This window comes from Myxococcales bacterium (assembly GCA_016712525.1).
GTDB lineage: Bacteria > Myxococcota_A > Polyangia > Polyangiales > Polyangiaceae > JAAFHV01.
On record JADJQX010000006.1, the window covers coordinates 62,386 to 89,030 of the forward strand.

The 26,645-nt window shown below is 69.2% G+C and carries 19 protein-coding genes and 1 pseudogene; 16 read left to right on the forward strand and 4 right to left on the reverse strand.

Annotated features, from left to right (window positions below; all coding sequences use genetic code 11):
- Window positions 1-13 precede the first annotated feature (13 nt).
- Window positions 14-1,447 (forward strand): DUF1565 domain-containing protein, encoded by a 1,434-nt coding sequence (locus IPK71_12245; protein ID MBK8214503.1) that lies wholly within the window; start codon window positions 14-16, stop codon window positions 1,445-1,447.
- Between the two features lie 159 nt (window positions 1,448-1,606).
- Here the strand turns inward: IPK71_12245 and IPK71_12250 are convergent, their stop codons facing one another.
- Window positions 1,607-2,719 (reverse strand): DUF4272 domain-containing protein, encoded by a 1,113-nt coding sequence (locus IPK71_12250; protein MBK8214504.1) that lies wholly within the window; start codon window positions 2,717-2,719, stop codon window positions 1,607-1,609.
- A 136-nt stretch (window positions 2,720-2,855) separates the two neighbouring features.
- On the opposite strand from IPK71_12250, the gene IPK71_12255 reads away from it, so the two are divergent.
- The 8 genes from IPK71_12255 (at window position 2,856) to IPK71_12290 (ending at window position 14,248) form a co-directional block, all read left to right on the forward strand.
- On the forward strand, window positions 2,856-3,143 hold the full coding sequence (locus IPK71_12255; GenBank protein ID MBK8214505.1) for a rhodanese-like domain-containing protein: 288 nt from the start codon (window positions 2,856-2,858) through the stop codon (window positions 3,141-3,143).
- A gap of 74 nt (window positions 3,144-3,217) precedes the next feature.
- Entirely contained in the window at window positions 3,218-4,597 is a 1,380-nt protein-coding gene (locus IPK71_12260) for a hypothetical protein (GenBank protein ID MBK8214506.1), read from the forward strand.
- Between the two features lie 105 nt (window positions 4,598-4,702).
- Window positions 4,703-5,770 carry a hypothetical protein gene (locus IPK71_12265; GenBank protein ID MBK8214507.1) on the forward strand — a complete coding sequence of 356 codons (1,068 nt, stop codon included), beginning with the start codon at window positions 4,703-4,705 and terminating at the stop codon, window positions 5,768-5,770.
- A 133-nt stretch (window positions 5,771-5,903) separates the two neighbouring features.
- Window positions 5,904-7,313: a protein kinase gene (locus IPK71_12270; GenBank protein ID MBK8214508.1), complete on the forward strand. Its 1,410-nt coding sequence runs from the start codon at window positions 5,904-5,906 to the stop codon at window positions 7,311-7,313.
- A gap of 408 nt (window positions 7,314-7,721) precedes the next feature.
- Window positions 7,722-8,375, forward strand: a complete 654-nt coding sequence (locus IPK71_12275) for a heme-binding protein (protein MBK8214509.1) — start codon at window positions 7,722-7,724, stop codon at window positions 8,373-8,375.
- A gap of 488 nt (window positions 8,376-8,863) precedes the next feature.
- Window positions 8,864-9,916, forward strand: a complete 1,053-nt coding sequence (locus IPK71_12280) for a PEGA domain-containing protein (GenBank protein MBK8214510.1) — start codon at window positions 8,864-8,866, stop codon at window positions 9,914-9,916.
- A 10-nt stretch (window positions 9,917-9,926) separates the two neighbouring features.
- Window positions 9,927-12,080, forward strand: coding sequence for a hypothetical protein (locus IPK71_12285; protein ID MBK8214511.1), 2,154 nt, complete (start codon window positions 9,927-9,929; stop codon window positions 12,078-12,080).
- 17 nt (window positions 12,081-12,097) lie between these two features.
- Window positions 12,098-14,248: a hypothetical protein gene (locus IPK71_12290; GenBank protein MBK8214512.1), complete on the forward strand. Its 2,151-nt coding sequence runs from the start codon at window positions 12,098-12,100 to the stop codon at window positions 14,246-14,248.
- Here IPK71_12290 and IPK71_12295 read toward each other — a convergent pair whose 3' ends face one another.
- Complete coding sequence (locus IPK71_12295; protein ID MBK8214513.1) at window positions 14,249-15,904, reverse strand: FAD-dependent oxidoreductase; 1,656 nt, start codon at window positions 15,902-15,904, stop codon at window positions 14,249-14,251.
- Between the two features lie 122 nt (window positions 15,905-16,026).
- Between IPK71_12295 and IPK71_12300 the strand changes: the two genes are divergently transcribed.
- Both IPK71_12300 and IPK71_12305 read left to right on the forward strand, forming a co-directional pair.
- Entirely contained in the window at window positions 16,027-17,193 is a 1,167-nt protein-coding gene (locus IPK71_12300; protein MBK8214514.1) for a hybrid sensor histidine kinase/response regulator, read from the forward strand.
- A gap of 18 nt (window positions 17,194-17,211) precedes the next feature.
- Window positions 17,212-19,185 (forward strand): PAS domain S-box protein, encoded by a 1,974-nt coding sequence (locus IPK71_12305; GenBank protein ID MBK8214515.1) that lies wholly within the window; start codon window positions 17,212-17,214, stop codon window positions 19,183-19,185.
- A gap of 43 nt (window positions 19,186-19,228) precedes the next feature.
- Here the strand turns inward: IPK71_12305 and IPK71_12310 are convergent, their stop codons facing one another.
- Complete coding sequence (locus IPK71_12310) at window positions 19,229-19,717, reverse strand: hemerythrin domain-containing protein (protein MBK8214516.1); 489 nt, start codon at window positions 19,715-19,717, stop codon at window positions 19,229-19,231.
- Window positions 19,718-19,854: 137 nt separating this feature from the next.
- The gene (locus tag IPK71_12315; GenBank protein ID MBK8214517.1) at window positions 19,855-20,280 is read right to left on the reverse strand and encodes a universal stress protein; all 426 of its coding nucleotides are present in this window, start codon (window positions 20,278-20,280) and stop codon (window positions 19,855-19,857) included.
- A 228-nt stretch (window positions 20,281-20,508) separates the two neighbouring features.
- Here IPK71_12315 and IPK71_12320 point away from each other — a divergent pair, with 228 nt between their 5' ends.
- The 5 genes and pseudogenes from IPK71_12320 to IPK71_12340 all read left to right on the forward strand — a co-directional run bounded on the left by IPK71_12320 (window position 20,509) and on the right by IPK71_12340 (window position 26,619).
- On the forward strand, window positions 20,509-21,885 hold the full coding sequence (locus IPK71_12320) for a sigma-54-dependent Fis family transcriptional regulator (protein MBK8214518.1): 1,377 nt from the start codon (window positions 20,509-20,511) through the stop codon (window positions 21,883-21,885).
- Between the two features lie 80 nt (window positions 21,886-21,965).
- Window positions 21,966-23,369, forward strand: a complete 1,404-nt coding sequence (locus IPK71_12325) for an MBL fold metallo-hydrolase (GenBank protein ID MBK8214519.1) — start codon at window positions 21,966-21,968, stop codon at window positions 23,367-23,369.
- A gap of 221 nt (window positions 23,370-23,590) precedes the next feature.
- Window positions 23,591-23,962 carry a CBS domain-containing protein gene (locus IPK71_12330; GenBank protein MBK8214520.1) on the forward strand — a complete coding sequence of 124 codons (372 nt, stop codon included), beginning with the start codon at window positions 23,591-23,593 and terminating at the stop codon, window positions 23,960-23,962.
- A 102-nt stretch (window positions 23,963-24,064) separates the two neighbouring features.
- Window positions 24,065-26,500, forward strand: a complete 2,436-nt coding sequence (locus IPK71_12335) for a heavy metal translocating P-type ATPase metal-binding domain-containing protein (protein MBK8214521.1) — start codon at window positions 24,065-24,067, stop codon at window positions 26,498-26,500.
- Window positions 26,488-26,619, forward strand: a pseudogene (locus IPK71_12340) (cytochrome oxidase). The gene IPK71_12335 and the pseudogene IPK71_12340 overlap by 13 nt, the downstream one beginning before the upstream one ends.
- Window positions 26,620-26,645: the final 26 nt, after the last annotated feature.

The following is a 26,645-nucleotide window of genomic DNA, read 5'->3' on the forward strand; positions in this document are numbered from 1 at the left end:
TACGTTGGGAGAGATGGCGGTGTGGCGCGACCGAACGATCCTCGCGGCGGCTTCGATCGCGGTGCTCTTGCTCGCGGCGTGTGGCTCGGAGGATCGCTGCGCCAGCGGGGCCTGCGAGGCCGACCTCGACGTGTACGTCGCACCCGACGGAGACGACACGGCGCCCGGCACACGCGAGCGCCCCGTCCGCACCGTGCGCACCGCGCTCCGCCTCGCCGCGCACGCCACGCGCCCCGACGTCCGCCTCGCGCAAGGCGTCTACACCGAGACCGAGCCGCTCGTGCTGCCCGACGGTCTGCGGCTCAGGGGTGGGTATGTGCCCGGAACGTTTGAAGAAAGTGAAGCGCTCTCCGAGCTCCGTGGCGCGTCTCTCGCGGTCGTCGTGCGCGATCCGAAGACCTCGGGCAGCCTGCGCGGTCTGCGCATCGTCGCGGCCGACGCGGCCGTCCCCGGTGAGGCCTCCATCGCGCTCTGGACGCGAGGCGCGCGCGGCTTTCGTCTCGATCACGTCGAGCTCCGCGCGGGTCGTGGGGCCGACGGTGCGGACGCCATCGTGACCGGCAGCGCTCCGTCGCGCGATGGGGCACCCGGCCAAGACGGCCGAGGCGGCGCGATCGACGGCGAAAACGGCGCGGGCCGAGGCGGCGACGGTGGCCAGAACCCGACCTGCCCCGAGGCGCGTGGGGGCGCAGGCGGCAGCGGAGGTCAGCGCTACACGGCGTTCTCGGGTGTCGACGGACGCGCGTCCGCGGCGGGCGCGGCGGGCGGCAAGGGCGCCCCCGAGAGCGGGTGCACGGGGCGCGCGGGGGAGAGCGCCGCCACGGTCCCGAAGCTCGGGGAGGCTGGAAAACAAGGCGCCCAAGGCCTCGAGGTGGGCTCGTGGGACGGCGCGAACGCGCGCTACGTCGCGGCCCGTGGCGGTGACGGAACCGCCGGAACGAGCGGCGCAGGTGGCGGAGGCGGCGGAGGCGGCGCGGGCCAAACAGGTGCACTCTGCACGGACGGCGCGGGCAACGGCGGCGGCGGTGGTGGCGCGGGCGGATGTGGCGGCGCGGGAGGCCTCGGAGGCGGCGGAGGCGGCGCGTCGATCGCGTGGCTCGTCGACGACGGCGCGCCCCTCGCGTTCGACGTGCGCTTCGTCACGGCGGGCGGCGGTCGGGGTGGCGCGGGCACGTCGGGCACCCCGGGTGGCAAGGGCGGCGCGGGCGGAAAAGGCGCGGCCGTCGGGCTCTCCGAGATCGGGCGCGGCGGCGACGGTCACGCGGGCGCCGAGGGCGGAAACGGCGGGAACGGCGCGGGTGGGAGCGGCGGACCGAGCCTCGCTCTATGGGTCCTCGCGGGCAACGCCGAGATCGCGAGCGCCACCTACGAGCTTGGTCCCGGAGGCGCCGCGGGCCAAGGTCCGCTCGCGGGAGCCCCAGGAAAACGAGCCGAGCGCTATCCCTAAATCAGCAGTCATGATCTTCGATCAAGACCGCTGATTTAGGCTGACTTGTCATCGGAGGACGCTGTCCTCCGCCCCACGGGCAAAGCCCGCTGGGGCCCCACCTCCTGGTTTTGGGTCCCGGCCCAAAACGGCCGACGTTCTGCTCTTCTCTCCGCGGTGTCAGGTCGGCGTGCTCACCTCGTCCCACTCGGCCTCCTCGAACCGCGTGAGCCACGAGAGCGCGTAGTGACGCTCGAGCACCACGCCGGGCTCGACCCCCTCGATCTCCATGTCGGGGTGCAAACGCGCCTCGGTCGTGAGCCAGTGCAGACGGTACGCGTGGTCGAGCGCGCCCAAGATCTCGGGGACCGGCCGCAGGCGCGCCTCGGCGAGGAGCCTCTTGGCGTCGAGCTTCAGCATGGTCTCGGCGAGGGCCGACACGTCGACGATGGCCGAGGGGAAGGGGAGCGCGGGTTCGCCGTTCACGCGGAGCGCCCACACGAGCACCGCGAGCGCCTCGTACCGCCACACCTGGTTCGCGATCTCTTGAGGCGAGGGCTCGCCTCCCATGAGCTCGCGCTCCTTCGGCGAGAGCGCCTCGAACGCGAGGGGGAGCCGCTTCTTCAGGTCGGCGACGGACACGGGCTCCTTGGCAGCGAGCGACTCGGCCCGCACCGCGCACGCGAAGAGCGCGAACGCCCTCGCGACGACCTCGGCCGGGTCGCGCAGCGCGACCTCGAGCTCCGAGACCACCGGCGGTAGCACCGCGGGCACGTGAAGCCCACGTTCGGCGAGCTCGGCCTCGGTGATCGCCTTTCTGTGCCGCGCGTCCTCGGGGTGCGGCACGACGGCGCCCGGCTCCGGATCGCCCGTCTCCGGCGACACGAGCACTTTTCCGTCCGGAGCGCGTACGGCGGTGTCGGTCGAGAAGACGAGCCCGTTCACTTCGAGGGCCCAGGCCTCGAAGCCCGGCATGTGCGCCTTCTCGACCTCGATCGCGAACTGGTGGCGCACGCGCTCGAGGTGCCGCAGCACGTGGTACCGCGTCGACGTCATCGGCCGCTCGCCGTTCGCCATCACGAAGCCCATGAAGCCCTGGAGATGGTGAAAGAGCTCCCGGTCGGTGACGTCGCGGTAGCTCCGGAGCACGTGGGGAAAGGCAGGGCGCTTGGGCGTGCGCACGGTCGCGTAGACGTTGAGCAGCATCGTGGGCGAGAGCTTCTCACGCCCCGTCGAGCGCGCCTCGGCCTTTCCGTGCGCACGAATTGCGCTTCGTAACGTTCTGATCTTCATGCGATTTTCGTCGCTCGTGCGAAATCGACCTCGGGGCACGAACCCTCGCGCGGGTAGGGTGGCTCTCTCGGGCATGGATCTCTCGAACGTCGTCACCGTCGTGCTCGTCGCCCTGCTCGTGTGGCAGGTGAGCCGCATGTTCTTGGGCAAGGTCTCGCCGCAGAAGGCGAAGGAGCTCGTGGCGGAGGGCGCGCGGCTCGTCGACGTGCGCACGCCCGGCGAGCACAAGCAGGGGCACATCGAGGGCTCGATCAACATCCCGGTCCAAGACCTGGGCTCGCGCCTCGGCGAGGTCGGTGACAAGGCCAAGCCCGTGGTCGTGTACTGCGCGAGCGGCGCGCGATCGGCTTCGGCGGCAGGGGCGCTCAAACGCGCGGGGTACACCGTGTACGATCTCGGCTCGATCGCACGCTGGCCGGGCTGACGCACTTTCTCCGCAGGGTGCCTTGCGTGGCGACCCGCGAGGCCCGAAGGTTCTGGGCACGAAGGAGCCGCCCCATGCCTCTCGTCTCGCCTCCCGCGCGCCGCCTGCTCTCGCGTGTCCTCGAGGACCCTCGCCTCCCGCAACGTATCGCGAGCCTCCCTGCGCGCGAGCTCGGTCGCCTCGTCGACAAGGTCGGCCTCGAAGATGCCGGCGAGCTGCTCGCCTTCGCCACGGTGGCCCAGCTCCGCGACCTGTTCGACGAGGATCTCTGGGCGCCGTCGGACCCGGGCGACGACGCGACCTTCGACTCCAAGCGCTTCCGCGTGTGGCTCGAGGTCATGCTCGAAGCGGGAGACGCCACGCTCGCCGCGAAGCTCGTCTCCCTCCCCGAAGACCTGGTGACGCTCGCGTTCCATTCGTCGGTGCACGTCGTCCCGCTCGAGGCGCTGCGTGAGGCCGTCGAGGACGACGACGACGATCGCCTGGAAAAAACGCTCGCCAACGCGCTCTCGGAGGAGATCGGCGACTTCGTGATCGTGGCCCGCGACCCCGACGGATGGGACGCCGTGCTCGCGGCGCTGCTCGCGCTCGATCGTGATCACGCGAGCTACCTCGCGGGGCTCCTCGAGCGGTGCGCGGCCGCGACGCTCTCCCTCGCCGAGGACGACGACCTCTCCGAAGTGCTCTCGAGCGCCGAGACGCTCATGGCCGACGCCGCGGCCGATCGGGCCGATCGCCGCGCGAAAAAGGGCCACCTCGCGCCGTCCGACGCCCGCGCGTTCCTCGCGCTCGCCCGCGAAGGGCACGACGTGGGCGCGCGCGACGCCATCACCAAGGCCTATTTCCGAGAGCTCGATCGGGCCGCCCTGTCGACGGCGCACGGCACGTCCTCCGAGCGTGTGGCGCGGGCCCTCCCCGCGAGCCCCGCGCTCGAGGCTCTCCTCGCCGAGCCCCGAGACACGTCCCCTGCCGCGTCGCTCGGTCCCGCTTCGGGGCACACGCGTTCGCTCCTCGAGCGAGCCCTCGCGAAGCTCTCTCCGGAGGTGCTCGAGGCACGCGCCGACGAGCTCGCGTACCTCGCCAACGTCACGGCCGAGGGCGTCGTGGTGCTCGGTCGAAGGCTGAGGCCCGCCGAGGCCGTGCGCGCCGCCATGGCTACGGTGAGCCTCGGTCTCGAGGTGTCGCTGCACGAGCACGGCAAGAAGAGCTCGGACGAGCTCGCCGCCCATCGCCTCGAGACGCACACGGCCGACGCCCTCTTCCGAAAAGGCCTCGCGCACCTCGTCACGGTCGCCCAGCGCGCGGCCGACAAAGCCAAGAACGCCCCCGCGCTCGATCTGCGCGCGGCGACCGCGCCCTTCCCGTACCGCGTCGCGGAGGACGAAGAGACCGTGTCGTTCGTCGATGGGCTCTCGGCGCTCGAGGCCCTCGAGGCGCGCCTCGCCGGAGCCTGACCTCGCGCACCATCAGGCTCGTAGGTGCTCAAATCTCCTACCCTTTCGACGTCCGTGGACCACCCTGCGCGAGACGCGGGCGCGCGCGTGTGCTTCGCTTTCGTCATGCTTGCCACAGTCTTTCGTCGCGCACGTTGGGTCCCCGTGGTGCTCGGTGTCTCGGGCGCGGTGGGGCTCGCGGTCGCGTGCGGCGGTGACGATCCCGCCGTAGGTCCCGACTCCGATGGCGGCCTCGAGGGTGGGCAGATCGTGACGCTCCCGGACGGCGCCGTGGTCGTCGTCCCACCGGGAGGAGACGGGGGCGCCGACTCGGACACGCCCTTCGACCCAGGGCCCGACGCGGGAGGCACGGGCTGCGGAGGCACGGCCGCCGATCCTTCCGGCGCCGCGATGGTCGAAGGCTACATGGACGCCCTCCCGAACCCGCCACCGGCAGGCGCGACGCGCACCGAGGCCGTCGACGCCATCTTGCGCACGTGCGAGGTCTTCGGCCCCGATCCGGCCAAAAACGCGGGGTGGAAGAAGGAGTACTGCTACGCCCACCTCGCGGCCTCGATCTCGAAAGAGTCGGCCTACAACCCCACCGTCAAGGTGAACGACGCCTACGCGACCCGCGCCATCGGCGCCCAGCGCGCCAACGACCCGGTCGTGGGGCTCCTCCAGATTCGTTTTTCGTCGACGGTCCACGAGGTCGTCGCGCTCGGGAACCTCGAGCGCCTCGCGTGCGTCGGCTGCCCCATCCCGGCGAGCGTCTCGTCGCGCGCGTCGGAGCCCGGGAACAGCGCCTTTTGGGCGGTCACGGGCCCCACGCAGAACATGTCCCTCATGACCAACGTGGCCTGCAACGTCGCGATGGGCGCGTGGTTTTACTACGTGGCCTCGATGGGCAACGGCAAGCCGAGCGCGGTCACCTACCCCGACGCCTACTGCGCCGGGAGCGGCACGGGCGGCAACGTCATCACCGGGCTGCTCTCGCACCTCAAGGGCTTCGAAGGGGGTCGCGGCTTCATCGCGAACCAGGCCGGCCTCAACGCGCTCCAGGGCTCCGATCCGGGCGGCTACCAGTACGTGACCCAGATCAAGACCATGTTCGACGGCATGGTCGGCCCCATCGCCGGCGCCCACCCGTTCTTCGCGAGGCTCTCGCCGGACACCGCCGCGCACTGCAAGTAGCCGTTTTCTAAGTGTAAATCGCCGGGGTCCCGATCTCGCCCCGAGGGGCACGCCGCGCCTCCCTTCGTGCGCCGCATGGGCTACCATGGAGCGCGAGGGGTCCGCCGGGCCCCAGGTCCGCCGAATGTCCTCCATGGTCACGCAAGAAGGCGCCACGGTCGCCGGAAAGTACGTCGTCGAGCGGGTGCTCGGCGAGGGAGGCATGGGCGTCGTGGTCAAGGCCACGCAGACCCAGCTCGGGCGCACGGTCGCCATCAAGTTCTTGAAGCCCGAGGCCATCGAGAAGCCCGCGGTCGTCGAGCGCTTCGACCGCGAGGCCCGCGCCCTCGGGCGCCTCGCGAGCGATCACGTCACGCACGTCATCGACGTCGACAAGCTCGACGACGGCTCGCCCTTCATCGTCATGGAATACCTCGACGGGGAGGACCTCGCGACCGTGGTGGAGCGCGAGGGGCCGCTGCCCGTCCCGGTCGCCGTCGGGTACGTGCTCGAGGCGTGCGAGGCCATCGCCGCGGCGCACGCGATGCGCATCGTGCACCGCGATCTCAAGCCGTCGAACCTGTTCCTCGCGCGCCGCCCCGGCCAGAAGCCCATCGTGAAGGTGCTCGACTTCGGCATCTCCAAGGTCATGGACGAGGACGTCTCGCTCACGAAGACGTCCTCGGGGCTCGGCTCGGCGCTCTACATGGCCCCCGAGCAGATGCGCAACGCCAAGGGGTGCGACGAGCGCGCCGATCTCTGGGCGCTCGGCATCATTCTCTACGAGCTCCTCACCGGCGTGCCCCCGTACGACGGCGAGTCGGTGCACGAGGTCGTGGCGAACGTGCTCGAGCAGAACCGGGTGAAGCTCTCCGACCGCCTCCCGTCCGTCCCGCCCGAGCTCGACGCCCTGGTCGAAGAGTGCCTCGTGCTCGACCCGAAGAAGCGCATCGCCTCGGTCGCCCACGTGGCCGAGCGCATCGCGCCGTTCGGTCCGCCCGGGAGCGCCGAGTCGGTGGACCGTGTGCGCGCGCTCCTCGGGGTCCTCCCGTCCGCCCCGCACGTCTCGCCCGGTCCGGCCACGCAGCGCTCGTCGCAGCGGGACGTCGACGCGATCGCCACCGCCAAGACCGAAGAGCACCTCGGTGTGCCCATGTCGGCCGCCCGTCCGCTGTCGGGCAACGGTCGGCTCGCGCTCGCGGGAGCCCTTGTTTTCCTGGGGATCGCGGGTGTCGCGGTCGCCCTCGGGCTGCGCCGCCCCGTGGCGGTCGCGGGTTCTCCCGAGCTCACGTCGGCGACGTCGGTCGTGGCCACCGCTCCCCCGTCCGTCACGAGCGCGCAGGCCTCGGCCGTACCCACGCCCTCTGCCGCCGCGCCCTCCGCGTCGATCGAGAGCCCGCCGGTGGTCGCGAGCGCGCCGCCCAAGAAGATCGACAAACCCGCGCAGGTCGCCGTGGCCGCCTCCACGTCGCCCCAACCCGGCTCGGCGCCCCCGCCCACGTCGCGCCCCACCGCGCCGGCCACGGGTGGGATCGTCCCGATCTCGACCATGGGCATCAAGTAAGCGAGAGACCCCGCGCGCCCGCGCGAAGCATCGCACGAGCATGACCTCGGTCCAGGTCCGTGCCCGCTCTCGCTCGCGCCCTCTTTCTCTCTCGTGCCGGCTCTCGCCCCCGTGCCCGTGCCCGTGCCCGTGCCCGTGCCCGCACCCGTTCTCGTGCCCGCTCTCTCTCGCCCCCGTGCCCGTGCCCGCACCCGTTCTCGTGCCGGCTCTCGCCCCCGTGCCCGTGCCCGTGCCCGTGCCCGTGCCCGCACCCTCTCTCTCGTGCCGTGCCCGTGCCCGTGCCCGTGCCCGTGCCCACTCCCACTCCCACTCCCACTCCCACTCCCACCCTCTGCCTCGTCACGCCTGTCACACGAAGTGACGAGTATGCCTTGCCCCCCGCGATGTCCGTGCCCACCTTGAGGTCCCATGGCTCCCCGTAGGTCGCCGCTCTTGCTCGGTTTTGTCGCTGCTCTCTCCGCCCTCGCCACCGCGTGCGCCGGCGTGACCCGCGTGGCCGAGCCTCCCTACGCCGTCGAGTTTCGCGAGGGCCCCCTCGAGGTGCGCACGTACGGGCCGCGCGTGGTCGCCGAGACCGAGGTCGCCGGATCGTTCGGAGAGGCAGGCAACGAGGGCTTCCGTCGCCTCGCGGGCTACATCTTCGGCAAGAACAAGCGAAAATCCGAGATCGCCATGACGGCGCCGGTCGCGCAGGCCTCCTCGAGCGAGCCGAAGAAGATCGCCATGACGGCGCCGGTCGCGCAGCGAGGGACCCCGGCCGCGTGGACGGTGGCCTTCACCATGCCCGAAGGCGAGACCTTGGCGACGTTGCCCGTGCCCGACGACCCTCGTGTCGTGCTCCGCGAGCTGCCCCCATCCCGTGTCGCCGTGGTGCGTTTCTCGGGCCGCTGGACCGACGAGAACATGGGCTCGCACGAGGAGCTCCTCCGCGGCTGGGTCGAGCGAAACCGCCTCCCGGTCACCGGCAAGGCCGAGGTAAACCGCTACGATCCGCCCTTTTTGCCCTGGTTTGCGCGCCGAAACGAGATCTGGCTCCCGCTCGCCATCGAGCCGCGCGGCTAGCCGCCCGTAGACCCTCGAGAGCGAGGCATGGTCCGTCGCCTCGTGTGCCGTCCGAGCGAAAGGCTCGCGTGATCGCGCGCCGGGCCGACGCGAGGTCTGCGCGGCGATCGGGGCAGGTTGGCGCGTGTCGTCCGATTGGGGACATCGACGGACCCTCCTCGGCCACGTAGCGTGAAAGGTCGGCGAGCTCTTCGCCGGAGAGGAGATCCCCGAACGCGCATGACACGGCCTCGTGCGACCCCCTGCGACGTGGCGGGACCGTCCCGGCAAGGAGCGGCTTGGCATGGCTATCCAGGCCCGCTCGAGGGAACTATGCTCGGCGCGCCATGGCGAGGGGATCGGAGCGAGGTCGAGGCCCAGGGTGGCCGCGTCTCCGGCCCATGCCCCGTCGTCCCGGCTCTTTGCCCTCAGACCTCGGAGCTTCGCATGACCTCGCCGTGCCCCCCGCCGTTCCCCGCCCTCCGCGTGCTCGCTCGAGGTGGCGCGCGATGAGGGCCGCTTCTCCGCGCTTCGTCGCTCTCGTGGGGCTGCTCGTGCTCGGCACGTGGGGCGGTCACGCCGAGGCCCAAGGGCGAAAGGCTCCTCCCACGAAGAAGGGCGCACCTCCCGCCGCGGCCCCAGCCACGCTCCCCGCGCCCCCGGGCCCTCCCGTTTCGGCCATCCCGCCCCTCTCGGAGACCCTCAACGACGGCGCGCGCCGCGAGTACGAGGCCGCGAAGGCCCTCTACGCGATGAACGACTCGAAGGGTGCATTCTACAAGTTCCAAGCCGCCTACGAGCTCTTCGCCGACCCGCGCCTCTTGTGGAACATGGCCACCTGCGCCAAGAACCTCCACCAGTACGCCGACGCCCTCTTGCTCGTGCGCAAGTACCAGAAGCTCGGCGGTGGCCTCTTGACCGACGAGGACCGCGCCGAGGCCGCTGCCGTCGAGCGCGCCCTGTCCGCCCTCACGACGACGTTCGTCTTCCGTGGGCTCGTGCCCGGCGCCGAGGTCTCCCTCGACGACAAGCCCGTCGACCGCCCGCAAGAGCCCGTGGTCGCCGATCTCGGACCGCACCGGATCGCCGTGAAAAAGCCGGGGTTTCATCCCTTTCATGTCACCGTGACCGGGCGCCCCATGGCGGAGATCCCCATCGACGTGCAGCTCGCCCCGGAGCTCCATCAGGGCACCATCGTCGTCAACGCGCGCGCCGGAGACGCCATCTTCGTCGATGGAAAGAGCGTCGGGCTCGGCACCTACCGCGGCACGGTCTCGTCCGGTGGTCACCAGGTGCGTGTCACCGCCAAGGGCATGCAGCCCTTCCAACAAGAGATCATCCTCCGGGACGACGAGACGCGCACCGTCCCCGTCACGCTCGAGGCCGAGAAGTCGGGCGTCCCCGCGTGGATGTGGGTCGCAGGCAGTGTGCTCGTGGCCGCGAGCGCCGCGACGATCACGGCCGTCATCATCGGCGGCAGCGGCGGCACCGAGGTCGTCGACAAGTCGCGCGGGGTTCCCCCGGGGTCGATCCAGCCGGGCGTCGTCGTCACGAGCTTTTAGGAGGTAGTCGATGAAGGCACGTCGCATCGTCTCGTTCGCCGCGCTCGCGATGGCCCTCACGACAGGGGCGCTCGCGGTCTCGCAGGCCGCGTGTCGTACGGCCGCCGTCGAAGAGGCACCCTCCGCCCTCTTCCTCGGAGTCTCGACCGACCTCGTGGTCGACGACGACTTCGACTCCATTGGCCTCTTCGTGTCGGTGCGCGGCGAAGTGAAGCTCGCGCGGGTCGAAGAGGTCCGTCCGAACGGCACCGTGGGGCTCCCGGGCACGCTCTCGATCACGCAGCCGGCCGATCCGTCGACGCCGGTGCACATCCGCGTCGCGGGCTACAAAAAAGGGCAGGTCATCGCGATCCGTGACGCGATCAGCACCGTCCCGACCGGGCGCATCAGCCTGCTCCGGCTGCCGATCCAGTGGCTCTCGTCGGGCGCGCGTGTCTCCGGGACGCAGCGCAGCGACACGGGCGTCACCCCCACGAAAACGGGTGTCGAGCTCAAGGCCGAGCCCCTCGGGGCGGCCGCCAATTTTCCCGAGTTCGCGCGCTACTTCGAGAACCTCGTCGTGCCATGCGCGGCGGGGGAGACGCTGGTGAACGGCGCGTGCGTCTCCGTCGAGGTGCCCCAGGAGCAGCTCGTCGTCTCGACGGGCAACGAGCACGTGGCGCAGATCTTCGGCGGTGCCGTCGGGGTCGACGACAAAGGCCAGCCGCAAGGAGGCGCGTGTTTCCCGGTCGAAGACTGCTTCGGGGGCTCGCAGGAGATCGCCCTCGCCGACCTCGGGCCCGACTGCACCGTGCCCAAGGCCGCGGTCGACGTCGGCCAGGTCAACTTCGGTGTTCGCAGGAAGACCAAGGGCGACACCAAGTTCGTCGTCCCGCTCGATTACGCGGCCGATCCGAGCCGCGCGTCGTCCGTCGGGTGGTACGAGCGTGACGGGCGCTACCATCTGCCCAAGGCCATTTGCAGCGCCGACGCGGGCCGCCGAGGCGACATCGCCGGGGTCGTGGTCACGACGACGTGCAAGGCCAAACACATGGCCGTGCCCACATGTGGGGCGTGGTCGGTGGTCACCGAGAAGCAGCCCATGCCGCCCTCGGTCGGCCCGTACTTCTCGAGCGGCGACGCCGGCACGGACGCCCCTTCGGTCCTCGCCCGGTGGGCCGAGACCAAATTCTCGGCGGTGGCGATCGAGCGCCCGTCGGCCATCGCTGTCGGCTCGAAGCACCTCTGGGTCGTGGGCGACAAGGGAAAGGGTCTCGGTGTGCCCCTCGCGCCGACCGACACCACCGTCGACGTGTCGTATCCCCCCGGAGTGGGCATCGACGCGGGGACATTTCCGACCACGAGTCGGTCGTCGGTCGCGGCGCGAGGCGACACCGTGGTCGTCGCCTATCCCGCAGAAGGCGCGAACGCGTCCGCTCCCATCGTGAGATTCGCCACTTTCACTCTCGGAGACGCGAACCTCAGCTTCTTCGCGAGCGCGCCCACGCCTCGCGCGACGGTCCTCTTCGGGTCGGACGACATACCCTTCATATTCTACTACGACACGAGCTCGGCGACCCTCCAGTACAAACGAATCGTCGGTGCCACCCCCGAGAGCGCCTATCTGAGCTCGATGGGGAGCGGGTCCACGCAGCCCCATTTCGGGGCAGCGCTCGACGCGACTGGCCGAATGTACTTTACGGCGGGGCTCAATCTCTACCGCTCGGTGGCGTTCAGCCCTGGGCAGCTATCCACCGAAGCCACGTTTCTGGCCCCCGCGGGCCACAACCAAGACAACATGGCGCTCCCGCTCGGCGTCCTTCTTCAGGGCACGAACGTGTACTGGGAGAAGGAGGCAGACGATGGGACGTCGTCGATCTTGCGGGCGGACGTGACCCGACCCTCGAGCGTCGAGGTTTGGATCTCGGGCATTCCGCGCGTCTCGCAGCGGATCGACAACGTCGTGCCCGCCCTCGTGACCAACGGCTCCCACCTCATCTTCTCGAGCGGGTCCGTCATCTACGCGAAACGGTTCACGGATGGGCGAGGGGCTCTCGCGTCGGCGACGCCCGTCTCTCGTGGCCTCGAGGGCTCGGGCACGTTCGCCCTCGCCTATGCAGGAAACGAGCTCTTCGCCGCGTCGGCCGACGGCCAACTCTACCGCGGTCCGCTGGTGCTCCCATGATGCCAAAAGGAGGAACGATGTCCCTGTTTCGTACCAAGAAGGCCATCGTCGGCGCCGGTCTCTTCGTCTGCGCGGGGGTCGTCTCGGGCCTCGTCGCGTGCCGTGGCACCACCGCTACCGCCGAGCCGTCGGCGCTCTTTCTGGGTGTATCGTCCGACTTGGTCGTCGACGACGACTTCGACTCGGTGGGCCTGTTCGTCTCGGTGCGCGGCGAGGTGAAGCTCGCGCGGGTCGAAGAGGTGAAGCCCACGGGCTCGGTGGCCCTCCCGGGCACGCTATCGATCACGCAGCCCTCCGACGCGGCGACGCCGGTGCACATCCGCGTCGCGGGCTACAAAAAAGGGCAGGTCATCGCGGTGCGTGACGCCGTCACCACCGTGCCGACGGGGCGCATCAGCCTCTTGAGGTTGCCGGTCCAGTGGCTCTCGTCGGGCTCCAAGATCTCCGGCAAGCAGCGGAGCGACACCGGCGCGACGCCCGCGGGCGCCGGGGTGACCCTCAAGGCCGACCCGATCGGCGCTGCGTCGAACTTCCCTGAATTTGCCCCCTATTTCGAGGGCCTCGTCGTGCCCTGCGCCGCCGGAGAGACCTTGGTCGACGGCACGTGCGCGCCCATCGACGTCTCGGGCCTCCTCATCCCCTCGACGAACAACGAGCACGCCGCGCAGCTCTTCGGCGGCGCGGTCGGGATCGACGACAAGGGCGCGCCCCAAGGCGGCTCGTGTTTCCCCGTCGAGGAGTGTTTCACGGAGTCGGAGGAGGTCTCCCTCGAGAGCCTGGGCGCCGACTGCGCATTGCCCATTTCGTCCGTGCCCACGTCGCAAATCAATTTTGCCATTCAGCGGAAGACGAGGGGGGAGATGAAGTTCGTCGTCCCGCTCGACTACGTCGAGACGCCGGGCAAACACACGAGCGGCGGTTTCTACGAGAAAGAAGGCAAATACCACCTCCCCAAGGCCATCTGCGAACGCGCCCTCGGCCGCCGCGACGACATCGCCGCGCTGCGCGTCTCGACGACGTGCAAATCGAAGACCGCCGCCACGCCCACGTGCGGCCCTTGGTCGGCGGTGAACACGAAACAACAGGCCGCGCCTTCGGCCGGCAAGTACTTCACGGCAGACGCCGGGACGGACGCAGGCGACGCCGGGGACGCGGGACGACCGCTCTGGCGTGCAGACGTATTCACCACGGTTACGGACATTCAGGGCCTCTCGGGCTTGGCCGTCTCCGACTCGCGCGTGTGGGTGGCCGGGGGCCGCAAGTCCATGGGCCTGCGGATCGGTGACCCTGCCGATCGTGTCTTCCTTCCTCAATTGCTCGGAGACGCGGCTGCGATGAGCAATTACCCAACGGGCGTCGTGGCAGGAGGTGATGTAGCGGCCGTCATGTTCCCGTTCGGCTCGGGCAACGTCGAGCTCGTTCGTCAACACGCCGCTCAGGTATGGCGCACCGAGCCCTCGGCCGACAGCGTCGCTGCAGCTGCCACGACGAAAGACGACGTGGTCATCGCGTTCACGTCTGGCACGATGGGAACCTTCATCAAGGTGTACTCTGGTGAACAGCTCGATGGCGATCTACGTGGCTTGAGAGATGGCTCGGACCAAAGCCTCCCGTCGCCACCCGTCGCGCTCTCGTTCCTTCCGGGCGCTCGTGATGGGTACTTGACGGCAGGGGTAGGCATCTATTCGGTGAGCGCCCCCGAGTTCATCGGTGGTGTCACTAGCGGCACGGTCCGGACTGCGCTCTTCGGCGGACTCCCAAGTAGCATCTCGAGTGACGTGACCGGTGCCCTGGGCGTGCTGGCTACGTCGGATACCGTCATCTGGGAGGTGAAGCGGTCCATCGCTGGCGGCGGCGAAGCGTACGCCCTGGTCCGCACGTCTCGTTCCGGATCCCTTCAGTCCACGGTTTGGGTGTCCGGGCTCAAGGCTAACGGGTTCGATGTGCATGATGTACCCCCCATCGTCGGTGACGGTACCTACGTCTTCTTTACCGACGGCAAGGCCATCTACGCACGCAGCACGAGCGATACCTCGAGTGTCGACCTTGGCGCCCTGGCCCCCCTTCATGTGGTGCAAAGTGGCAGCGTTCGCGGGCTCGCGTACCGAGGGGGCCGTCTCTACGCGCTCACGAGTGGAGGACAGATTCTCGCCGGGCCCGTGCAGTAGCTACGACGCGGCCTCTTCGGACGCCGCGTCCTCGCTGCCCGCGTTCGGCCCGTGCGTGGCGAAGTACTCCGTGTATTTTGCATCGGCCTCTTCGCCGAACAAGATGCGACAAGCCTCTTTGAGGCCCTCGGCCGCCAGGAGATCCTCGTGTTTCACGACGAGGGACATCTTGGAGCGGCGGCGCAAGAAGTCCTCGAGCTTGTGGATCATCTCGCGCCGCGCGGCGTGCTCGATCTCGCACCGGAGGTACTCGGAGCTCTCGATGAGCAGCTCGGCCATCTTCGGGTCGCGCCGGATCTCCTCCAGCATGGGGAACGCCGCGGCCGCGTACCTGCGCCAGAGGCGCGACGAGAGCTTCTCGCTCGAGGTCTTGGGCGTGAGGCCGTCGAGGTCCATGAGCTTCGCCTGGTGGAAAAACTCTTCGCGGACCTCTTCGCTCGGCTCGCCGTACCACACGCGATCGGGGTAGGGCACGGGCACCCCGAGGCTCGCGCAGACGTGCGCGATCTCCTCGCCCACGTTGAGGCAATCGGTGAGCTTGCCGCCGTAAATCGAGATGTGCTTCTTCGCCGTGTCCACGTCGATCGCGTGTTTGCGCGAGAGCTGGAGCCAGTCCTTCGTGTCGCCGCCTTTGTTCTCGACCACGAGCGGGCGCACGCCGCAGCGCTCGGCGATCACGTCGGCCTCGGTGAGGGGCTTGTCGAGCACGAGGCGTTTGTTGATGTTCGAGAGCACGAACGCGCGATCTTCGGCCGTCACGTGGCTCTCGGGCGAGGGCATGCGGGTGTCGGTCGTGCCGATGCAGGTGCGCGGCCCCATGGGGATCACGAAGAAGAGGCGCCCGTCGTCCGCGAAGAACGTGAGCACCCGGCGGTGCTTCGTGAGCTTCGGCACGATCAGGTGAATCCCCTTGGAGAACACGTGTTTATGGGCCGTCGTGATGCCGCTCTTTTCGTTCTCGGCGTCGACGAAGGGCCCACACGCGTTCAGCAAGATGCGTGAGCGCACCGTGTGCGTCTCGCCCGTGGCGTGGTCGACGACACGGGTCTCCCAGGTGTCACCCACGCGCGTGGACCCGAGCGACTCGGCGTAGTTCACCGCCGCGCACCCGTGGTCGATCGCGTACCTCACGAAGTTCCACACGAAGCGCGCGTCGTTGTCGTGGAGGTACGCGTCCGAGTACTCGAAGCCGCCGTCGACGCCGTCGAGCCGCACGATGGGCTCCTCGGCCGCCATGTCGCGCGTCGAGAGGAGGCGCGGCGTCTTCGTGAAGAACCGCCCGAGGAGCCAATAGAGCCAGGTGCCGAGCACGAGCTTCCACAGGCCGTGGCGGAACCCCTTCGTGTGGGCCGTGAAGAAGCGGATCTCCTGCACCGTGGACGGGTAGGCGCGGAGGAGCTGGTTGCGCGACCCGCACAGCTTCGTCACGAGACCCATCTCGAAGGTCTCCATGTACTTGATGCCGCCCCACGCCAGGTTCGACGACTGCTGGCTCGTGAAGCCCGCGAAATCGCCCCGATCGACGAGGGCCACCTTGAGCCCTCGCGCGGAGAGGCAGGCCGCCGCTACGGCGCCGTTGATGCCGCCGCCGGTCACGAGCACGTCGAACGTCCCGCGGCCGAGGCGCTCGACGCTGCTCTTTCGTAGGGAAGACATGGACTTTTCGGGGAGATAGCGGCCCACACGCCCGGTGCCAAGGGGCATCGACGTTTCCGCCACTCGGATACACGCTTGCCTTTCCGTCGCGTCGCGGCTTTGGTACCCCTCGGGGGGATTTCATGGGACCTGAAGCAACCAAATCGGCGCTGGCGCCCGCGCAGGTGTGCGTGCTCGTCGTCGACGACAACGAGGCGAACCGCGCGCTCGCCCAGCAAACGCTGGAGGACGAGGGCTACACCGTGCGCCTCGCGAACGACGGCGCCTCGGGCCTCGCCGCGTTCGCCGACGGTCCACCTCCCGATTGTGTGCTGCTCGACGTACGCATGCCCGGCCTCGACGGTTTCACCGTGTGCGAGCGGCTGCGGCGCCTCCCCGAGGGGGCCGAGGTGCCCATCATTTTCCTCACGGCGCTCCGCGACGTCGACACGTTCGACCGCGCGCTCGCCTCCGGCGGGGACGACTTCCTCACGAAGCCCGTGCGCCCGACCGAGCTCGTCGTGCGCGTGCAGACCGCCCTCGAGCTCCGCCGCACGCGGTCCGAGCTCCGCGAGCACTACGAGCTCTTGCGGGGCCAGCGCGATCGCCTCATGCGCGTTCAGCTCATGAAAGAGCGCCTCATGGCGTTCGTCGTGCACGACCTCAAGAACCCGGTCAACGCGATGGACCTCCACGCGCAGCTCGTCTTGCGGGACAAAACGCTCTCCGCCGAGAGCCGCCATTCGGTCTCGCAGATCCGCAGCGAGGCCCGGAACCTGAACCGCCTCATTTTGAACCTGCTCGACATCGCCAAGGCCGACGAGGGCAAGCTCGAGGCGAAGCGCGCCCCGGTCGATCTCGCGGCGCTCGTCACCGACGTGCTGTCCGAGCTCGAGCCCGTGGCCGCCACCAAAGGCGTGTCCCTGGTCTCCGACCTGTCGGTCCGCGCGCTCGAGGGAGACGCGGATCTCTTGCGCCGAACGCTCGCGAACCTCGTCGAGAACGGCGTGCGCCACACCCCCAAGGGCGGCTCCATCACCGTGACCTCGAACGAGGCCGACGGACTCGTGTGTGTGCGTGTGCGCGACACCGGCCCCGGCGTGCCCCAAGCCATGTGGGACAAGGTGTTCGACCCCTTCGTCCAGCTCGAAAACGACCCCCAAACGGGCCGTACTTCGCGTGGGGGCAGGGGGCTCGGGCTCGCGTTCTGCCGGCTCGCGGTCGAGGCGCACGGCGGCACCATCGCCGTCGAAGATGGCGCACCAGGTGCCGTTTTTCGTTTGTGCCTCCCGGCGCATTTGCCAAGGTAAGGGCGCCCGAGCCTCCGCATGTCCACGCACGACCGCACGACCGACGACTTTCGCGGTCCCGTCTCTTCGGCGGGCGATCGCTACCGCCAGATCCTCGACACCGCGCCCGACGCCATGGTGGTCGTCGACCACACCGGTACGATCTCGTTCGCGAACCTGCAGACCGAGACGATCTTCGGGTACCGCCGCGAAGAGCTCGTCGGAAAGCCCCTCGAGGTGCTCATCCCCGAGCGCTTCCGCGCCACGCATGGTGGCCACATGGCGCGGTACTACGCGCAGCCGAGCACGCGCCACATGGGCTCGGGGCTCGCGCTCTTCGGTCGCAGGGCCGACGGCACCGAGATGGACATCGAGGTGTCGCTCGCGCCCGTCCACACCTCGGGAGGCATGCTCGTGTGCGCGGCCATCCGCGACATCTCGGAGCGCAAACGCATCGAGGCGATGGTCAAGCTCGGCGCCGAGCGGCTCGCGAGCGCCGTCGAGAGCATCAAAGATCCGTTCGCCCTCTTCGACGCGGGCGATCACCTCGTGCAGTGCAACAGCGCCTACCGCACGCTCCTCGGCTCGCGCCTCGGCTCGCTCGTGGGGCGGCCCTACCGCGAAATCCTCGACGCCTGGCTCGACGACCTCGCCTTCCCCGACGAAGCCACGCGCGCGGCATTCCACGTCGATCGCCTCGCGCGGCGTTCGGAGCCGACGTCCACGTTCGACGTGCGCACCAAGGACGGCCACGCCTTCCGCGTGAGCGACCGCCGCACCGCGGAGGGCGGTGTGGTCACGACGGTGTGGGACCTCACCGAGGTCGAGCACCGCGCCGAAGAGCTCAAGACCGCGAGGTTGGCGGCCGAGGCGGGGAGCGCTGCAAAATCGGACTTTTTGTCGTCGATGAGCCACGAGCTCCGGACGCCGCTCAACGCCATCTTGGGCTTCGCGCAGCTCCTCCGGAGGGACAAACGCGAGCCGCTCTCTCCCCGTCACCGCGAGCGCGTCGACCACATTTTGAAAGGTGGGGAGCACCTCCTCCGCCTCATCGACGACATCCTCGATCTGTCGCGCATCGAGGCCGGGGGTGTGTCGATCTCACCCGAGCCCGTGGACGTCGCCGACGTGCTCTCCGAGGTCGCCACGACCCTCGAGCCGGCGGCCTCGCGCGCGCAGGTCGCGATCGAGGTCTCCCCGATCGATCCGAGCCTGCCGCACGTGGCGACCGATCGCACCCGCTTCGTGCAGATCCTCATGAATTTCGGCTCGAACGCGGTGAAGTACAACCGCGAGGGCGGCAAGGTCACCTTCTCGGTGCGCGGCGAGGGCACGAAGGTGCGGGTCGTCGTCGCTGACACGGGCATGGGCATCCCGGACGACAAACAGGACAAGCTCTTTCAGCCCTTCCAGCGCGCCGGACAAGAGACGGGGCCGATCGAGGGAACGGGCATCGGGCTCGCGATCACGAAGCGCCTGGCCGAGCTGCTCGAGGGGGCGGTGGGTTTCCGCAGCGTGGCGGGCGAGGGCTCCGAGTTCTGGGTCGAGATGCCCGTCCACGCGAAGAGCGCGGTCCCGTCCTCCGTGCCTCACGCGCTCGACCCCCTTCGCGGCGGCGGCGAGGTGCGCGGCAGCGTGCTCTACGTCGAGGACAACCCGGCGAACGTCGTCTTCATGCAAGACCTGCTCGGCGGCTTCGAGGGCATCGAGCTCATGATCGCGCCCACGGCCGAGATGGGTGTGCAGCTCGCGCGCGCTCGAAGGCCCGACGTCATCTTGATGGACATCAACCTCCCGGGGATGAGCGGCCTCGACGCCCTCAAGATCCTGAAGGAGTGGCCCGAGACGAAGGACATCCCGGTGATCGCGCTCACCGCCGCGGCCTCGGAGCGTGACCGTCAACGCGGCGAGCGTGCCGGCTTCTACCGCTACCTCACGAAGCCCGTGCGCGTCGACGAGCTCGAACGCGCGCTCGAGGCCGTCCTCGTCGACGACCTACCGCGCTCGAGCTGACCCTCCCGGGGTGAGCAGTGCGCAAAAAGCCGATAAGAATCGGCTACTTGGTGTGCTTGTGTGCCTTCCGCCGCTCGAGCCTCTCGCGCACGGCGTGAGCCATCGCCTCGAAGATGCCTTCGTGCTCCTCGTACGGGATGGTGTCCTCGGCGATGCGGTAGAGCATCTCGTCCTCGTGGCTCGCGTGGGCGCGGAGGTCGTCGATGAACGAGCGCGCCGTCTCGGTGCGGATCGTGTGGAGGTCGACCGCAGCGCCGAGCTCGACGAGCCTCGTGCGAATGTGGCGGTGCTCGGACATGATGGCGCGCGCCTCACGCTCGTTCGTGCGCATGAGCGCAGGCACGAGGTACCGGTCTTCGGTCTCGAGGTGGCCCATGACTCGCGCGTCGAGCTCGCCCCAGGCTTCGCTGATGCCCTCGCGGTCGTCGCGCTCGCAGGCCTCGAGGATGCGCGCCATGAGCGCCTCGAGGTCGTGATGGTCGTCGAGGAGGCGGGAGCGGAGAGAGCTTTCGGGCTGCGAGACGGCGTGCATCGGAAAACACCCAGCAACCCGCGTGCCGCAAGGCCGATCGGCACGTTCGCGTGTGTGCGCCGCGCTCCCACGGTCGAAACGGCCCGCGCGAGCCCGCTCGCGGCGCAATCTTTGCACCGAAGCGCCTCGATTGCGCCTCAGGGGCGGGACGGGCGGAGCACGACGACCGAGCGTGTGCAGTGGCGGACGACCTTCTCGGCCGTGGTGCCGAAGAGCTTCTCGAGCCCCACGGTGCCGTGCGAGCCGACGAGCACGAACGACGCGTCGATGTCCTCGGCGGCCTGGCAGATCACGCGCCACGCCTCGCCCACGCCCGCGCGCACCGAGTCGAGGTTCTGCTTGGGAAAGTGGCTCGCGAGCTCGGTGAGGCTCCTCCGCGCCTCTTCGGCGGCCTCGTGCGTCTTCGGGTCGCTCTCCGCGTCGGGGAGGGTGAGGCCGTGGTCGGGCACGATGACCTGCAGGAGCACGGCCTTCGCGTTCATTCGCTCGGCAAAATGGCGGGCTTCGGAGAACACGAACGTCTCTCGCTCGGAGTGGTCGAGGCAGACGAGAATGCGCTTCATGAGCGCCCTTTTACCAAGAGCTGCGCGCGTGTCGTGCAGAGGATCGCCCGCGCCCCGACGAAAGGCCTGCGCCAGGTGGCCCCACTCTTGCTCAGGGCGGGCGCACGGTGCGACCGAAGGTGGGCGTACCTGCCAATCTTTCGTTGCAATGAATGTCCGAGGCGCGGAATCTGCAGATGCCGCGCCGTCACGTGGGGGCGGTGTCGGATGATCCCAGGAGCAAGCCAGATGAGCCGTGCCAAGAAGGAAAAAGCCTACGTCCTCCTCGTCGACGACGACGTGACGGCGCGCGAGGCCCTCGCCAAGTTCCTCGAGCAGAACGGCTATGTCGTCGATCAAGCCGACGATGGCGTCGCGGCGCTGGAGCGCCTCGTCGAGCGACCGGCCGACGTGGTGGTGACCGATCTCATGATGCCGCGCATGGACGGCATGGCCCTGCTCACGTCGATTCGTGAGCAATATCCCCATCTTCCTGTCGTCATGGCGACCTCGTCCGAGGAACTCGGGACGGCCATCACCGCGATGCGAGCCGGCGCCGAGGACTACCTCACGAAACCCGTCGACCTCGACGCCCTCGAGGTCGCCGTGGAGCGCGCGCTCGAGCGCCGCGAGGTCCGCGTCGAGGCCGAGAACCTCCGTCGTCAGATCCGCGAGCGCGACTCGGAGGGGCTCCGTGGCCTCATCGGGACGAGCCCGGCGATGCAGAAGGTCTATCGCGTCGCGCGGCAGGTGGCTCCTTCTCGCGCCACGGTGCTCATCACCGGCGAGAGCGGCACCGGCAAGGGCGAGCTCGCCCGCGCGATCCACGCGCTCTCCCCCCGCGCCGACAAGCCCTTCGTCGCGCTCCACTGCGCCGCGCTCGCCGAGTCGCTCCTCGAGAGCGAGCTCTTCGGTCACGAGAAGGGCGCGTTCACGGGCGCCGAGCGCCGCCGCGCGGGCCGCTTCGAGCAGGCCAACGGGGGCACGCTCTTCCTCGACGAAATCGGGGAAATTTCCCTTCAGACGCAGGTGAAGCTCCTCCGCGTGCTCCAGGAGCGTACGTTCGAGCGCGTCGGCGGAAACGAGCAGGTCACCGTCGACGTGCGCCTCGTCGCGGCCACGAACCGCGACCTCACCGCCGCCGTGCGGGACGGCAAATTCCGGGAGGACCTCTTCTACCGCCTCAACGTCGTGCACGTCGAGATGCCGCCGCTCCGCCTCCGTGGTGGTGACGTGCTCGTGCTCGCCGACCACTTCCTCCGCAAGTACGCGCTCGAGAACCACCGCCGCATCGATGGTCTCTCCGAAGGGGCGCGCGAGAAGCTCCTGCAGTCGCGCTGGCCGGGCAACGTCCGCGCCCTCGAGAACGCGATCGAGCGCGCCGTCGTCTTGGCCGCGGGGCCGATCATCGAGGCCGACGATCTCCCGATCGAGAGCACCCTCGACGGCCTCGGGCCGCTCCGTATCCCCGGCTCCACCATGGCCGAGATCGAGCGCTACGCCATCGTGAAGACGCTCGAGGCCGCCGGGGGCTCCACGTCGAAGGCCGCCGAGCTCCTCGACATCAGCGTGCGCACCATCCAGTACCGGCTCCACGAGTACGGGCTCACCAAACCCAAGTCCTGACGGCGGGCGGCGGCGCGACACGATCGCCGTCGCTCGAGGGGGGCGGCCATCCATCTCAGCGAAAGAAGAAGCGCCCATTCATGGAGATCATCAGCGTCGGTGCGGCCGGTACCGTCACCGGATCGAAGCACCTCGTCCGGACGTCCAGCGGGACGGTGCTCCTCGACTGCGGCCTCTTCCAGGGGAGGCGCCGCGAGTCGATCGAAGAGAACCGAACGTTGGGCTTCTCGGCGCGTGACATCGACGCCGTCGTGCTCTCCCACGCGCACATCGATCACTCGGGGGCGCTTCCGATCCTGGTGAAACAAGGCTTTCGTGGGAGCGTGTATTCTACACCTGCGACCCACGATCTCGCCACGGCCATGCTGAAGGACGCGGCCAACATCCAAGAGCAGGACGCGCGGTACGTGAACAAGGTCATCGACCGCGACGGCATCGACATGCTCCCGGTCGAGCCCCTCTACGACGAGGCCGACGTCGACAGGACGCTCACCCACTTCGTGCCGGTGTCGTACCGTGTGCGAAAGACGATCGCGCCTGGCTTCTCGATCGTCTTCTACGACGCGGGTCACGTGCTCGGGAGCGCGGTCACGTGCCTCGACGTCGACGACGACGGCGAGAAGAAGCGCGTCGTCTTCACGGGCGATCTCGGCCGGCGCGGCACGCCCATCCTGCGCGACCCGGAGGTCGTGTCGGGCGCGAACCTGCTCATCATGGAGAGCACCTACGGCGACAGGGTGCACCCGCCCTACGCCGGCCTCGAGAACGACCTCGCCGATGTGATCACACGGGTCGTGGCTCGCGGCGGCAAGATCGTCATCCCGACGTTCGCGCTCGAGCGCGCCCAGGAGGTCGTGTACGCGCTGAAGCGCCTGCGAAAAGCGAAGCGCGTCCCGCTCGTGCCCGTCTACGTCGACTCGCCCCTCACGGTGAAGGTGACCGAGGTCTTCCAGCGCCACCCCGACTGCTTCGACGAAGAGGCACGCGAGCACCTCACGGGCGACGACTCCCCGTTCGACTTCGACGGCCTCCGCTACGTCTCCGAGAAGGTCGACTCGCAGGCGATCGACGTGGCCGACGGCCCGGCGATCATCCTCTCGGCGAGCGGGATGTGCGAGGCGGGGCGCGTGCTCCACCACCTGCGCGCCACGGTCGAGGACCCGAAGAACGCCGTCATCATCGTCGGCTTCCAGGCGCAACACACGCTCGGGCGTCGCATCGTCGAGCGCCGCCCCCGCATTCGTATCTTCGGGGTCGAGCGGGACCTCCGCGCCGAGGTCGTGGTCTTGAACGGCTTCTCGGCGCACGCCGACCGCGACGACCTGCTCGCCTACGCCGAGGCCACCCGCGAGCGCGGCAAGCTGCGCGAGGTCGTGCTCGTGCACGGCGAGGACAAGTCCCTCGCGGCCCTCCGCGAGTCGCTCCTCGAGCGGAGCTTCCCCACGGTGCACATCGCGCGCCCCCGCGAGACACACCGTTTCTGAGGCGGCGGGGCACGTCGAGCGACGGCCCTCCTCGCGCGTTTCGTGCGCGTCGCGCGAAGCTCGTGCGTGTCACTCGAGGTGAAAATCCGCCTCTTCGTGCTGTCAAGTGGCTTGGCAACGGGGTTGCATCCGTGGCCCGCATGAGCGAGTCCCCGACCAAAGATGCCTCCCAGCGGTCCGTCGCGTTGCCCTCGGCGCGCGCGGTCACAGTTCGTCACTGGATGACCCCCACCCCGCACTCGGTGGGCAAGGACCAGCCGCTCGCCACGGCCCAAAAGCTGATGCACGACAACAAGTGCCGGCACCTCCCGGTGCTCGAGCACGGCAAGCTCGTGGGCATCGTGTCGGAGCGCGACATCCTCTACGTGCAGGCGATCCCGGGCGTCGACATCCACAAGACCACGGTGGAGGACGCGATGACCCAGAGCGTCTACTGCGTGCCGCCGGAGCAGCGTCTCCGCGCCGTGGTGCAGGACATGGCCGAGAACCGCTACGGGTGCGCGGTCATCGTCGAGGGCGCCAAGGTCGTCGGCGTCTTCACCACCACCGACGCGCTCGACGTGCTCGCACAGCACCTCGGCAAAGACTACTGACGCACGGCCTTCGGCGCGACGCACCGATTGCGCTCTCGAGGTCGCGTTCGGGCGGAAATCGCGCCAAAGCCGAGCGGCACGAGGATTGTAAGGCGGTGCGTCATGCAGCTCCGGGCCCCCTTGAACGACGCGGTTTTCTCGGCGAAGTCCGCGGTCGAAACGTTGCCCGCGAAACGTCCTGAAGCGTGCAAGCACTGCGGCACTCCGCTCGACGCAAGCGATGCGGGCCCCTTCTGCTGCACCGGCTGCGAGACGGTCTACGGCATTCTCACCTCGGAGCACCTCGAGGCCTACTACGACCTCCGTGGAGAGCGCGGGCAGCCGGCCCGTGACGCCGGCGCCCAGCGCGGCGCGCCCTTGTGGCTCGAGCCGATCGAGAAGTCCCTCGCCGAGGCGCAAACCGCCCAGCGCATCGAGCTCGATATCCAAGGGCTTCACTGCACGGCCTGCGTGTGGCTCATTCAGAACCTCGCGAAGCGGCACGACGGCGCGATGTCCATGGTGGTCGACCCGTCGGTCGGGAGGCTCCACCTCGTCGCCGAAAAGAAGCTCGATTTGCCCGCCCTCGTGGCCGACGTCGAACGCTTCGGCTACCGCCTCGGCCCTCCTCTGAAGGACACGGAGCGCAAGTCGAACGAGATCGTGTTCCGCATGGGCATCACCATCGCCCTCGCGATGAACGCGATGATCTTCGCGATCGCTTCGTACGCGGGGCTCAGCGAGGGCCCCACGTTCGTGCTCTTCGAGCGCATCACGTTCGGCATCTCCACGCTGAGCGTCATCGTGGGCGGGCCCGTGTTCTTCCGGTCCGCCTTTCGAGCGCTCCGCGCCGGCGTGCTGCACATGGACCTGCCGATCGCGCTCGGCATCGTGCTCGCGTATGGCGGTTCTCTCGTCTCGTTCCTCCGAGGCCACAGCCGTGGCGTCTTCGTCGACACGCTCGACGTCTTCATCGCGCTCATGCTCGTGGGCCGGTTCCTCCAAGAGCGCGCGCTCGAACGAAACCGCCTCGCCCTGCTCGCGAGCGACGGCGTCGAGGGCCTCCGCACCCGCCGCGTCGAAGGCGATAAGGTCACGACCATCCGCGCGACCGAGCTCCGCCGAGGTGACGTCGTGCACGTGGCCCCCGGCGAGGTGCTCCCCGTCGACGCGAAGCTCGAAGGCGAAGGCGAGGCGAGCTTCTCCCTCGACTGGGTGAACGGCGAGAGCGAGCCCCACGCCTACGCGGTCGGCGCCACGATCCCGGCGGGCGCGTTCTCGGCCTCGGACGTGCCGCAAACGCTCGTTTCCATTCAAGATTTCGCCGACTCTCCGCTGGTCGATCTGCTGCGCACCCCGGAGAAGCGCCACGGCGAGGAGGCCCAGAGCCTCCCGTTCTGGGACAAGCTCACGAGGTACTACGTGGCGGCCGTGCTCGTCGCGGCGGCGGTCGGCTTCGTCGGCTGGTACTTCGCCACGCGCGATCTCGCGCGGGCGCTCGAGGTCACCACCGCGGTGCTCATCGTCACGTGCCCCTGCGCGTTCGGGATCGCCACGCCGCTCGCGTACGACCTCGTGCAGAGCGGTCTCCGGCGCGCCGGGCTCTTCGTGCGCTCGGCGGGCTTCCTCGATCGCGCCGCGCTCGTGCGGACCGTCGTCTTCGACAAGACGGGCACGCTCACGACGGGCGCGCTGACCGTGCGCTCGCGCGACCTCGCACCGGGCTGCGACGCGGACAAGTTGGCACTTCTTGCGTCACTCGCCGGCCAGAGCACGCACCCGAAGTCCATGGCCGTGCACGACGCGCTGGTCGCCGAGGGCGTCACGCCGCGGGCGCTCTCGGGTGTCCGTGAAGAGGTCGGGCGGGGCGTGGTGGTCATCGAGGGCGGCGTGGAGTACCGCCTCGGCGCGCCCGCGTGGGCTCTCTCTCTCGGCGATTCTTCGGCTCCCGGCGCGGCCGACGTGGTGTTCGCGGCGAACGGCGAGAGGCTCGCGTCCTTCGTTACCGAAGAGGCCCTGCGCAAAGACGCGAAGGCCGAAGTCGACGCGCTCGGCCGCGACGGCATGTCCGTGTACCTCCTCTCGGGCGACGATCCTGCACGCGTGGCGCAAACCGCGCGTCTCGCGGGAATTCCCGAAGAAAAGGCCGTGGGAGGCCGCACCGCCGAAGGAAAAGCGGAGTGGGTCGACGCACACGACCGCAAAGACCTGCTCATGGTGGGTGACGGCATCAACGACGCGCTCGTCGTAGCGCGCGCTTTTTGCGGCGGCACGCCGGCGGTCGATCGCCCGTTCATGGCCGCCCGCAGCGATTTTTACTTCACCACGCCGGGGCTCGCGCCCATTCGGCTCGCCCTCCGTTCGGCGCGCGAGCTCGATCGGGTTCGGCGCAGAAATCTCGCGATCGCGTTGGCCTACAACCTGCTTTCTGTCTCGCTCGCGTATGCCGGTTTGCTGTCGCCCCTCGCGTGCGCGGTGCTCATGCCCCTGAGCTCCCTCACCGCCATCCTGTCGACCACCCTCTCCCTCTCACCGAAGGCCGCCCTGTGGAAGTCCTAGGTCTCCAAGTCTTCGTGAGCCTCACGCTGGTGCTCGGCTCCCTCATCCTCTTCGCCAAATCGTGGAAGGCGCGTGACTTCGATCACGCCGACCGGCTCGCGCTCTTCCCGCTCGACGACGGCGAACCTCAAGCTCCCGCCCGCAA